Raw genomic sequence first — 11,617 nt, 5'->3', positions numbered from 1 at the left:
GGCGCCGGTCATGGGCGGGCGGGACTGCTTTCGGTGGTCTCCAGCGCGGTATCGGACTCAGGTGCGTCGATCTCCGGCTCCGCCGGGGTCGCCGCCGCCGGTGCGGGCGGCGCGGCGGTCCGCAGCCCGAAGGTGAACACCAACGCCACCACCGCGAAGACCGCGCCGACACCGAACGCGGCGTGATAGCCGGACAGCAGTTCAGCGTGCGACGGCGGGTGGCCGCCGCTGCCGGAACCAGTCCGGGAGGCAGCGATGGTGGCCAGCACCGCCAGTCCGATGGCTCCACCGAATTGCCTGGTGGTGTTGATGATTCCGGAGGCCACGCCGGCCTCGGCGGGCGCCACGCCGCCGGTGGCGGCAATGACGAGCGGCACCATCACCAAGCCCGCACCGAGGGTGATCAGGACCTGGGGGATCAGCACATGCAGCGCGAAGGAGCCGTGATCCGGGACGAACGCGAGCCAGATCAAGCCGAGCGCGCTCAACGCGGGCGCGCCGGTCAGCAGCGGGCGGACGCCCCCGAAACGCTTGACCAGCGGCGGACCCGAGTACGCGCCGATGGTCATCGCCACCGCGCCGGGCAGGAACGCGATGCCGGTGCGGAAGGCGTTGTAGCCCAGGATGTTCTGCATGTACAACGACAGGAAGTAGAAGTGCGCGATCACCGCCGCGCCGATCCAGAACATGACGATATTGGCGAAGGCGACCGAACGGATCTTCAAGACGTACAACGGAATCAGCGGCGCGGACGCGACCTTCGCCTCGTGCACGGTGAACCAGACCAGCAGCACGGCCGCACCTGCAATCGGCCCCCAGGTCGAAGGTGCGGACCAGCCGTGGTTCTGGGAGTCGACCGCACCGAACACCAGCGCCACCAGCGCCGTGGTGACGAGCACCGCGCCGACCCCGTCGAGTCGCTTGCCCGCCGCGCCCCGGCTCTCACCGAGCAATGGATAGGTCAGTGCCAGGGCCAGCGCACCGAGCGGGATATTGACGTAGAAGATCCACTGCCAGCTGGCGATATCGGTCAGTACGCCGCCGAGCACCGACCCCAGTGCAGCCCCGGCCCCCGAGATCGCACCCCAGGCCGCGGTGGCACGGGCCCGCGCCTTGCCCTCGGTGAAGGTGGTCGACAGGATCGCCAGGGTGGCCGGCGAGAGCAGCGCGCCGCCGAAACCCTGGATGACGCGGGCGATCACCAGCCATTCCGACGACCTGGCCAGCCCACCGGCCAGGCTGGCGAGGGTGAAAATGGTGAGGCCGATGAGGAACACCCGCCGGCGGCCGATCAGGTCGGCGACCCGGCCGCCGAGCAAGAGGAAGCCGGCGAAGGTGATCGCATAGCCGTTGACCACCCATTGCAGTCCGGCGTCGGAGAAGTCGAGCGAACCCTGGATGGCGGGCAGCGCGACATTGACGATCGAAAGGTCGAGGACAACGATCAGCTGCCCCAGGCAGAGCAGGCTCAGCACCGCCCAATCCGGCGGATGAGAAATCCGGGACCGTGTGGTGTCGAGCGACGGAGACGGTGTGGACATGGATTGGGCTCCAATTCCCTTGGATATAAAGGCGATTCGAGTCCGATGGACTCATGGGTCCAATATCTGGACTCGTGAGTCCACCGTCAATCCGACTCCAGCGGGACTCCAGCGAGACTCCAGCGGGACTCCAGTGGCGCTGCAGATCCCGCGCACATGCTGGAGACACGTGTTCGATCGATGAGAAGTGGGGACGATCGATGTCCGATCCAACGACCGACCCGGTAGCGGCCGGGCAGTCCGAGTACGTCTTCGTGAACGTCCTGCGCCTGGCGGGTCCGGCGGAGCGATTCGAATCGATCTATGCCGATGTCGCGGACTATTTCTCGCGGCAACCCGGTTTCCGGCATTACGAATTGCTCAAATCCGAGAGCGATCCGGACGTCTACATCAATATCGCTCGCTGGTCCGGCCGCGAGGCATTCCTGCGCGCGACCTCGAATCCGGAATTCCGCACCCGCACCCGGGTCGGTGAGGTGGCGGCCGGAGATCCACAGCTGTGCCGGATCATTCGATCGGCCGGTCAGTCGGGGTGAGCGCACTCGACGAGGTCGCCGACGACGTCTTCGCCTATATCGAGCGCCCCGGCGGCTGGTGCGTGAGCAATGCCGCGCTCGTCCGCGCTGACGGCGAATCCGTTCTGGTGGATACATTGGGCACCGAAAGCCGGGCCCGCGGTTTGCGTTCCGCGCTGACGCGGATGGGCGCGCGCTCGCCGGCGATGGTGATCAACACCCACTGGCACGGGGACCACACGGCGGGGAACGCGCTGTTCGCCCCGGCTCCGGTCGTCGCGCATCGAATGTGCCGGCCGGCGATGGCTCGCAACGGCTGGGCGGTGCGGGCCCTGTGGCCCGAGATCGATTGGGGGGACCTGCCTTTGGTGCTGCCCGGTGTCGGGGTGGGTGATCGGGCCGTCCTGCACGCCGGTGAGCGCGAGATCCACCTGCTCACCGGGGGTATCGGACACACCGACGCCGATCTGGCGGTATGGGTGCCGCACGCGCGGGTCGTCATCGCGGGTGATCTCGTCATGCCCGGCACGACACCGTTCCTGCTGTCGGGTTCGGTGCACGGCATGCTCGACTGGATCGATCGGCTGCGGGACCTGGCGCCCGAGATCATCATCGGCGGCCACGGCGAGGTCGCCGACCGTCACGCCCTCACCGAGACCCGTGACTATCTCGACTGGCTGCTCGCGGTCGCCCGGGACGCGATGCCGTCCGGCGCGACGCCGCTCGAGGCGGCCCGCCAGGTCGATCCGGCGCGACTGGGCGACCATCCGTGGTCGTCGTGGAATGAACCGGAGCGTTTGGTGGCTAATCTCCATTGTGCGTACGCCGAGATCGCGGACACCGCCGTGCGGATCCGGTCCGGACCGGTCCTGGCGGATATGGCGGCCTTCCTGGGGCATTCGATCCCGGCCTCAGCCTGACCTCGGCACGCCCACCCGCCGATTGCCGATCAAGCCACCAATTCGACTGTGCCGTAACAGATTATGAAATACTAACGAAGCCTTCCGATCACCGCGAGCGGGACGATTCCGCACCCGGCGGACGCTGGCTAGCCTGTGGAATCGGATCGCATTTCGAATGAAGGAGTGTGCCCATGGTGTCAGCTTCGTCCCGGGCCGCAGTCGCGCTGGAATCACGCGCGGCGAGCAAGCGGTCGGTGATCGTGGCTGCCGCCACGGACTCGTTCCTCGAATTCGGTTACGAGCGAACCAGTGTCGAGGCCATCGCCGAGCAGGCCGGCGTGTCCAAGCAGACGATCTACAACTACTTCGGCGACAAACGGACCCTGTTCCGGGTGGTACTCGCCGGGGTGCGGGCGGCGGCCGATACGGCCGACGAACTCGATCCGCGCCTGCTGCGGAATCCGGACACCGTCTTCGAGGATCTGGTCACGGTGGGGCGTTTGTTCCTCGCGGTGACCCTGTCCGAACGGGTGTCCGCGGTACGGCGGCTGATCGTCGGTGAGGTGGCGCGGCATCCGGACCTGCATCAGGTCTGTGCCGACCAATCCGTGGCGCAGGGGCCGCGGATCGCCGGGTGGCTCGCCCATCGCTTCGAAGTGCTCGCTGCGGCGGGCATTCTGGAGACGACCGAGCCGACGGAGGTGGCGGGCCAGTTCTTCGCGCAGCTGTCCCACGACGGCCAGCAGGCCTCGGCCTTCGGCACCATCGCGCTCACGCCGGACCGGGCCGCAGAGATCTCGGCGCGCGCCGCACGACTGATTCTGCGCGCCTACGCGATCGAACGACCAGCGTGACCGGATTTCCGGCGCGCTGAAATCTTCATACAGCTCGGGAGCTACACATGATCAAATTCGGGGTATTGGGATCACTGCAGTGCTGCATCGACGGTGTCGGCGCAGTCCCGAGCGCACCGAAGCAGCGCCAACTGCTCGCCCTGCTGTTGATGAACGCGAACCGGGTGATCTCGGCTGACTACTGCATCGAGGAGCTGTGGGAGTCGGCGCCGCCGTCCTCGGCGGCCTCCACGCTCCAGACCTATGTCATGCAGTTGCGCAAATGCCTCGGCGAGCACAGCTCGAACCTGGATCGGGGCGAGTCCCGGCTGGAGACCCGCGAACGCGGCTACCTCCTGCATGTGGGCCCCGGGGAATTCGATGTCGACGTCTTCGAGGACAAGGTCCGGCTGGCGCGGCTGGCGCTCGCCGCCGAGGACGACGATAGCGCCGACGGCGCGCTGCGCGCGGCGCTGGCCGTGTGGCGCGGCCCGGTCTTCACCGACATCAAGCCCGGTCCGGTGCTGACCATGTGGGCCACCAGCCTGAACGAGGTGCGGCTGTCGATCCTCGAACACCGCATCGAGGTGGATCTGCGGCTGGGCCGTCATCGCGAACTGATCGGTGAACTCAGCGGCATGGTGCAGCGCTCGCCGCTGCTGGAAAGCCTGCACGCGCATCTGATCATCGCGCTCTACCGCTCCGGTAGGCAGGCGCACGCGCTGCAGGTGTACGAGCGGTTGCGGCACCGGCTGGCCGAGGAGCTGGGCTTGGAGCCCACCCCGGCGCTGCAGCAACTGCACCACAAGGTGCTGCGCAGCGCCCCGGAGCTGGCTCCGCCACCGAAAATCGTTGCCGCCTCGCGCTATTCGGCCGAGCTCATCGCGGGTCGACTGCGACCGCAGGTGGATTCGCTCTGCGGCTGAAGCCGGACCGCGGCGAGCAGGGCCCGGGTGACGTCGTGCTGCGGAGTGTCGAAGACCTGGTCGACACTCCCCTGCTCCACGATCCGGCCCGCGGACATCACCGCCACGGAGTCGCTGAGGTGCTGCACGACCGCGAGATCGTGCGAAACGAACAGCATCGACAGTCCCCGCTGGGCTTTCAGATCCGCGAGCAGATCCAGGATCTGCGCCTGGATGGTGACGTCCAGGGCGGAGACCGGCTCGTCACAGATCAGGACGGCGGGATCGGAGGCCAGGGCGCGGGCGATGGCCACCCGCTGGCGCTGCCCGCCGGACATCTCGCCGGGCCGCCGCCGTTCGAAAGTTTGTGGCAGACCGACGGAATCGAGCAGGCTCAGGATTCGCGTGCGCCGATCGGTGGCGCTGCGCCCGCGCGCGGGCAGGGCCTCACCGATGATCCGGGTGACGTCCCAGCGGGGATCGAACGAACTCGCCGGGTCCTGCCAGACGACGCCGACCTCCGGCCGCCGGGCCCGGCGGGCCCGCTCGGGCAGGGCGCTCCAGGGTTGGCCGCCGAGGGTGACGGTGCCGGCATCCGGTCGCAGCAGGCCGAGAACCAGTGCGGCGGTGGTGCTCTTGCCTGAGCCGGATTCGCCGACCAGGCCCAGCGTGGTGCCGACCGGCAGCTCGAAGCCGACCTCGGTGACGGCCGCCACCGACCGGCCGCGGGCCACGCGGAACGACTTGCACAACCCCGTCACGGACAGGGCGGGCGGGGCGGATTCGGTCCCGCCGTCGACGAGGACCGCCGGTTCCGATCGCGCGACAGTCCGGCCATCCCCGGACAGCCGCCTGCCCCGTTTGCCGGGAGTCGGGACCGCCGCCAGCAGCCGGCGGGTGTAGGGGTGCTCGGGTGCGCCGAGAACCCGTGCGGTCGGGCCCTGTTCGACAATGCGGCCCTCGTGCATGACCGCGACCCGGTCGGCTATTCCGGCGACCACCGACAGGTCGTGGCTGACCAGCAGCAGGGCGGTGCCGTCATCACGCAGGGCGGACAGCAGTTTCAGGATCCGCGCCTGTACGGTGGCGTCGAGGGCCGTCGTCGGTTCGTCGGCGATGATCACCTTCGGCCGGCCCGCGAGGGCGGACGCGATCAATACCCGCTGCCGCTGCCCGCCCGAAAGCTGATGTGGGCGCATGGTTCTGCGCAGTTCCGGATCGTCGATGCCGACCGATCTCAGCAACTCGTCGACCCGGCGGGCGCGGTCGGCCGCGGAGCGCGCGAGCCGGTGCGCGCGAAGCGTGTCGCCCACCTCGGCCGCAACGGGCCGCAACGGGTCGAGCGAGATCAGCGCGTCCTGCAGGATCAGCGCGATCTCCCGGCCGCGCACGGAACGCCACTCCCGCGCGGACAATCGATCCAGATCGATGTCCCCCAGGCGCAGGGACCGGGCGGCGACCGTCGATCCCGGTCCGGTCAGGCCCAGCAGCGCGCGGGCGGTGACGCTCTTGCCGGACCCGGATTCCCCCACCAGCGCCAGGCATTCACCGGCCGCGAGCTCGAAACCGATGCCGCGCACCGCCGCTACCCGGTCACCGCCCCGGCCGAAGGAGACGTGCAGATCATCGACGTGCAGAACGGGCAAGGCCGCCCTCCCAACGTTGTTGCAGTGCCCGGCCGAGCACGGTGACGGTGACGACGGTGAGGGTGATGGCGGCTCCGGGCGGAACGGCCACCCACCACGACTTGGACAACAGTTCACGGCCCGCCGACAGCATCGAACCCCATTCGGGGGTGGGCTCTTTCGGGCCGAGCCCCAGGAAACTCAGGGCCGAACCGATCATGATCGAACTGCCGACGCCGAGGGTCGCCAGCACGACGGTCGGGCGCAGCGAGTTCGGGACGATATGGCGGGCGATCCGATATCCGGGCGAGCGGCCCAGCGCGATCGACGCTCGCACGTAGTCGGCGTTCCGCACCACCAGGGCCTGCGACCTGACCAGCCTGGCGTACGAGGCGGATTCGGCGATGGCGATCGCCGCGATCAGGCTGCCCGCCCCCTGTCCGAGCATCGCGATCACCAACAGCGTCAGCAGGACGCCCGGAAACGCCAGCACGATGTCCAGCCCCCGCGCGATGACGGTGTCGATGAGCCGGCCGCCGAGCGCGGCGCACAGCCCGATCAGCGTGCCGCCGAGCACGGCCAGCAGAGTGGCGGTGAGACCGACGAGGATCGAATAGCGGGCGCCGAAGACGATGCGCGCGAAGATGTCTCGTCCGAGCTGATCGGTCCCGAGGAAGTGGTGGCGGCCGGGCGTCGCCAGCGCTTGACCGAGATCGACCTCGATGGGCGATCGCGTCGCGATCCAGCCGGGCACGAGGACACAGGCCGCCAGCACGACGGCGATAAGGCCGGGCAGGAGCAGTCGCGCGTTCCGCGTCACGGTCACCGGGCCACCCCCGAGGGCGTCGCCGAGCGCGGATCGATGACCCGATAGGCCAGGTCCACCACGGAATTGACGGCGATGAACAGCAGCGAGCCGAACATGACCAGCGCGATGACCACCGGAAAATCGTGAGTGGTGACCGCCGACAACAGGACTCGCCCCAGACCGGGGCGCGCGAACACCGTCTCGACCAGCACCGCGCCGCTGAGCAGACCGCCGACCAGCCAACCGCTGACCGTGACGGCGGACAGCAGCGTGTGCCGTAGCGCGTGATGGATTCGGATGTCCAGCTCACCCAACCCCCGGGCGCGGGCGCTGAGCACGAACGGGGACAGCATGACCGCGTCCACGCCGTCCCGCATCACCTGGGCGAGCAGCGCGCCGATGGGCACGGCCAGGGTGGTCGCGGGCAGGACCAGGGCCGCCGGACCGGAACCGGTCGAGGGGAACAGGTGCAGACGGAACGAGAGGCCCGCCAGCAGCAGGGTGCCGGTCCAGAAGGTCGGCGTGGATACCGCGATCAGCTCCAGCGCATGGGCGATCGCCCGCGGCACGCGGCCTGTCCCCGAGGTCGCGACCACCGTGACCAGCGCACCCGCGACGCCGAGGGTAATGGCCGCCGCGGCGAGTTGCAGTGTCGGAGTGAGCTGTTCGCCGATCACATGCAGTACCGGCTGCTGTCGTTGGAAGGATTCGCCGAAATCACCGCGGGCCAGGCGGCCCAGATAGTGCAGGAACCGCTGCGGCAGCGGCTCGTCCAGGCCCATCTGCGCACGGATGGCGGCAAGAGTCGCCGGGGTCGCGGGCGCATTCCCGAGCATGGCGTAGGCCGGATCGCCGGGCACGAGTGACATGGCGAGGAACGTCACGGTCGCGACCCCCGTGAGGATTCCGGCGATTCCGAGTACCCGGCGCAGGGTCGCACCCGCGACGGTCACCAGGGCGGCCATCAGTTCAGCCACGCATCGTAGAAGACCGGGTACGACGCCGGGGCGGCGGCGATACCGTGCACCCGGGTCCGGGTCGCGACCTGGCTGGCGGGCACGAAGATCGGAACGAGCACCGCCTGATCGATGGCCCAGTGCTGGGCGGCGGCATAGTCCGCGCGCCGCGCGCCCGCGTCGAGCGTGCGCGCCGCATTGCCGACCCACGCGTCGACCTGTGGGTCGTCGACCCACGCAATATTCTGTCCCGCCATCGGTTTGGCGGTGGAGAGCAGGAAGCTGCGCATGATGTCCGGCGAGTTGGATGACCAGCTGGTGTCGAACAGGTCGTAGTCGCCGCGCGCGACGAGCTGGAAGAGCTCACCGGTCTGGACATTGGTGCGGGCGATCTCGATGCCGACCTGCTTGGCCGAGGCGACGATGGCCAGCCCGACCAGGCCCCGATAGTTGGATTCGTCCTGTGCCCTGGTGGTCGTCCAGGTCGCACGGAGCCGGACGCCATCCCTGACCCGGTAGCCCGCTGCGTCGCGCTGGTTCCACCCGGCCTCATCGAGCAGCCGGTTGGCCTCGTCGGTGCTGTAGTTCCACGAATTCTCCAGTGCCGCATCGTAGAACTGCGTGGCGGGGGTCAGGATGCTCCAGGACCGGCTGTAGACGCCGAAATAGATCGAGGACAGGATCGCGTCGACATCGGTCGATCGCTGCAATGCCCGGCGGACGCGTGGGTCCTGCCACGGACCCCGCCGCGTATTGATGTAGACGCCGTAGCCGGTGCCCTGTGCGTCGTAGCGGGTGTACCGGAGCGAAGCATCCGCCTTCAGGTCGCTGACGTTCTGCGCGGGCACCGACAGCAGTCCGTCGATCTGGCCGCTGGTCAACGCCCCGATGCGGGTCGAGTTCTCCGGCACGAAACGGAACTCGACACCATCGAGGTGCGCAGGTCCCGCATGCGCCGAAGTCTCAGGGGCCCAGTCGTATCCGGCGAACTTGGCGAGGCTGACGCTCTGCTGCGCGGTATGCCCGGCAAAGGTGAACGGACCCGACCCGACCACGTGATCGCAGAGTTTGCCGGCGTTGTCGGCGAAGTTCTTCGGCGACTGGATACCCAGGGCGGTGGTGCTCGCCGCCGCGAGGAACGGCTGGAAGGGCTCGGTGAACGTCACCTCGACGGTGTGCTCGTCGATCACGGTCGACCGGCTGTACGGTCCCAGCAGCGTTGCCGCCCATTGGGATTTGGTGTTCGGATCGACGATCCGGTCGAAGTTCGCCTTGACCGCGGCGGCATCGAGCCGGGCGCCGTCGTGGAACACCACATCGTCGCGCAGGGTGAAGACGTACCGCGTCAGGTCATCGCTGATCGTCCAGCTCTTCGCCAGCCAAGGGTGGAAGGTGTTGTCATTGCCCTGCGCCACCAGGGAATCCACCACACCGCGATCGATCAGGGCGGTGGCGTCGGCGGGACTCACCCCCGGGTCCAGGCAACTCGGCTCCGAGGGCAGCGCGAAACGCAGCGTGCCGCCGGCCACCGGCGGCCCGTCCGATCCCCCGCCATCCGTACCCGGGGAGCAGCCCGCGACCAGCGCGGCAGCGGTCAACAGGGCGGCCAGTGGCCACACGGTTCTACCCATCATGGTTCGCAGTGTTGTCGCCGCTGATGCAGCCGCACTCCGGCGCCGCTGGAGGAACGCTGGAAGGCATCCGGCGCTTGCTGGACAGCGTTGCGCGGCAGTCGTTTTGCTGGATCGCGTAAATACGCGCGACAGGACGGGTGTGCGATGAGAGCGGTAGTGACCACCGGCGACCGGCAGACGCCGACGCGGCTGATCGAGGTCGACGAGCCGACGCCGGGGCCCGGTGAGGTGCTGGTCCGGGTGCGGGCCATCGGGATCAACCGAGGTGAGCTGACCCGGGCGGAGCGACTTCCGGCTGGATCCCGGCTCGGCTGGGACATTCTCGGCACGGTCGAGGACGCCGACGCCGACGGGCCGGCGCACTCGCGGGCCGTCGTCGCGCTCGCGCGCGGCGACGGGTGGGCCGATCGGGTCGCCGTGCCGCGCCGTGACGTCGCGGTCATCGACGACCCCGGCGCGGCCGTCGATCTCGCCGCGCTGCCCGTGGCCGGGTTGACGGCGCTCGCGGCCATCCGGCGAGCCGGGCCGATCATCGGCAGGACCGTGCTGGTCACCGGAACGAGCGGCGGCGTCGGTGGGGTGCTGGCGCAACTCGCGCACACTGCCGGGGCCGAGGTGCTGTCGGTCCGGCACCGGTTCACCGGCACCGGGCTCGAAATCACCGATGCCGGGCTCGATGTCGTCTCTCCGGAAGGCGAACCGACCGCACCGCGGCCGGTCGACGTCGTGTTCGACAGTGTCGGCGGACCGACGTTGCAGGCGGCGTTCGAGCTGCTGAAACCGCGAGGCGTGCTGGTGAGTTTCGGCAATACCGTCCGCGCGCCGCTCGAGCTGCCGGTCGATTGGGGACATCGGCGGCCCGGGGTGAGTCTGAGCTACGTGAACCTGTTCGACGAGCTCGACGCCGGGACCGGGGCCGCCGACGATCTGCTCTGGCTCGGACGGCGCTGGGCCGCAGGTGATTTGAGCCTCGCCGTAAACCGAACCGGGCCGCTGGACACGCTCGACGACACGCTGTCCGCACTCCGGGAGCGGACCTTTCACGGCAAGGCGGTCCTGCACTGGTAGCAGGCGTCAGAACGCGAGGCCGCCGTTCACCTCGAGCACATGGCCGTTGACGTAGTCCGAGTCCGGACCCGCAAGGAACCGGGCCACACCGGCGATCTCCTCGGCCCGCCCCGGCCTACCCGCCGCGATGGTCGGTAGGTACCGGTCCCACACCGGTGGATTCGCGATGAGATCGCGGCCCATCCCCTCGTCGATGAAACCGGGAGACAGGGCGTTCACCGAGATGGACTGTGGTGCGAGCTCTATCGCCGCGATGCGGACCAGGGTCTCGATGGCCGCCTTGCTGATCGAGTACGCGCCCGCGCCCGGCGCGATCCGCTGCGCCAGGGCCGACGACAGGGCGATGAATCGGGCGGATCCGGAGTCGGCCAGATAGGGCACCGCCGCCTGCAGGGTGAGAAACGTTCCGACGACATTGGTTTCGAGCACCGTGGTGAAATTCGCCGGCGGCGTAACCGCCAAGGGGCCGGGGCGGCTCACGCCTGCGTTCGCGAACACCACATCGACACCGCCGAGCCTGCTGCCGGCCTCGGCGAAGGCCGCCGCCAGCTGCACGGCGTCGGTGACATCCGCTGTCACGGCGCTCCCGGCGGGATGCTCCTGAATCCACTGTGTCGCAGTCGATTCCCTGCCGACGATCACTACGCGCGCGCCGTGGCGGAGCAGATCCTCGGCCACCACGCGGCCCAGCCCGCGGCCACCCCCGGTGATCACGATGCGGCGTTCGGCCAGACCATTCGGCTGCACAGTCATTACTTCTCCTCCAGGTGGACAGTCGTCGCTCGACTGTGCCCACACCCGCCGGACAACCGCCTACAGGATCGCTGGAG

Annotated in this window: 11 protein-coding genes; 5 read left to right on the top strand and 6 right to left on the bottom strand. The window is 69.0% G+C overall.

Annotated features, from left to right (window positions below; genetic code table 11):
* Positions 1–8 precede the first annotated feature (8 nt).
* Positions 9–1,541 (bottom strand): MFS transporter, encoded by a 1,533-nt coding sequence (locus AB0L60_RS19255; RefSeq protein ID WP_364615455.1) that lies wholly within the window; start codon positions 1,539–1,541, stop codon positions 9–11.
* 200 nt (positions 1,542–1,741) lie between these two features.
* On the opposite strand from AB0L60_RS19255, the gene AB0L60_RS19250 reads away from it, so the two are divergent.
* From AB0L60_RS19250 to AB0L60_RS19235, 4 genes are all read left to right on the top strand, one after another.
* Positions 1,742–2,077 (top strand): antibiotic biosynthesis monooxygenase family protein, encoded by a 336-nt coding sequence (locus tag AB0L60_RS19250; RefSeq protein WP_364615452.1) that lies wholly within the window; start codon positions 1,742–1,744, stop codon positions 2,075–2,077.
* Positions 2,074–2,976, top strand: coding sequence for an MBL fold metallo-hydrolase (locus tag AB0L60_RS19245; protein ID WP_364615449.1), 903 nt, complete (start codon positions 2,074–2,076; stop codon positions 2,974–2,976). Before AB0L60_RS19250 ends, AB0L60_RS19245 begins: the two co-directional genes overlap by 4 nt.
* 173 nt (positions 2,977–3,149) lie before the next feature.
* On the top strand, positions 3,150–3,812 hold the full coding sequence (locus AB0L60_RS19240) for a TetR/AcrR family transcriptional regulator (protein ID WP_364615445.1): 663 nt from the start codon (positions 3,150–3,152) through the stop codon (positions 3,810–3,812).
* A gap of 47 nt (positions 3,813–3,859) precedes the next feature.
* Positions 3,860–4,717, top strand: a complete 858-nt coding sequence (locus AB0L60_RS19235) for an AfsR/SARP family transcriptional regulator (RefSeq protein WP_364615442.1) — start codon at positions 3,860–3,862, stop codon at positions 4,715–4,717.
* On the opposite strand, the gene AB0L60_RS19230 is transcribed toward AB0L60_RS19235, so the two are convergent.
* The 4 genes from AB0L60_RS19230 to AB0L60_RS19215 are packed head-to-tail and all read right to left on the bottom strand — an operon-like array spanning position 4,657 to position 9,719.
* Complete coding sequence (locus tag AB0L60_RS19230) at positions 4,657–6,342, bottom strand: ABC transporter ATP-binding protein (RefSeq protein ID WP_364615439.1); 1,686 nt, start codon at positions 6,340–6,342, stop codon at positions 4,657–4,659. The two genes, AB0L60_RS19235 and AB0L60_RS19230, sit on opposite strands and share 61 nt — an antisense overlap.
* Complete coding sequence (locus AB0L60_RS19225) at positions 6,320–7,147, bottom strand: ABC transporter permease (RefSeq protein WP_364615436.1); 828 nt, start codon at positions 7,145–7,147, stop codon at positions 6,320–6,322. Before AB0L60_RS19225 ends, AB0L60_RS19230 begins: the two co-directional genes overlap by 23 nt.
* Positions 7,144–8,106, bottom strand: coding sequence for an ABC transporter permease (locus AB0L60_RS19220; RefSeq protein WP_364615433.1), 963 nt, complete (start codon positions 8,104–8,106; stop codon positions 7,144–7,146). Before AB0L60_RS19220 ends, AB0L60_RS19225 begins: the two co-directional genes overlap by 4 nt.
* Entirely contained in the window at positions 8,094–9,719 is a 1,626-nt protein-coding gene (locus AB0L60_RS19215; protein WP_364615430.1) for an ABC transporter substrate-binding protein, read from the bottom strand. The genes AB0L60_RS19220 and AB0L60_RS19215 overlap by 13 nt, the downstream gene beginning before the upstream one ends.
* A 156-nt stretch (positions 9,720–9,875) precedes the next feature.
* On the opposite strand from AB0L60_RS19215, the gene AB0L60_RS19210 reads away from it, so the two are divergent.
* Positions 9,876–10,787 (top strand): zinc-binding dehydrogenase, encoded by a 912-nt coding sequence (locus AB0L60_RS19210; RefSeq protein ID WP_364615427.1) that lies wholly within the window; start codon positions 9,876–9,878, stop codon positions 10,785–10,787.
* Between the two features lie 6 nt (positions 10,788–10,793).
* Here the strand turns inward: AB0L60_RS19210 and AB0L60_RS19205 are convergent, their stop codons facing one another.
* Entirely contained in the window at positions 10,794–11,540 is a 747-nt protein-coding gene (locus AB0L60_RS19205) for an SDR family NAD(P)-dependent oxidoreductase (RefSeq protein ID WP_364615424.1), read from the bottom strand.
* Between the last annotated feature and the right edge of the window lie 77 nt (positions 11,541–11,617).

The organism is Nocardia sp. NPDC051981, assembly GCF_040680715.1.
Lineage (GTDB): Bacteria > Actinomycetota > Actinomycetes > Mycobacteriales > Mycobacteriaceae > Nocardia.
Note: the sequence above shows the minus strand (reverse complement) of the source record. Positions and strands in the feature narration are given on the sequence as shown.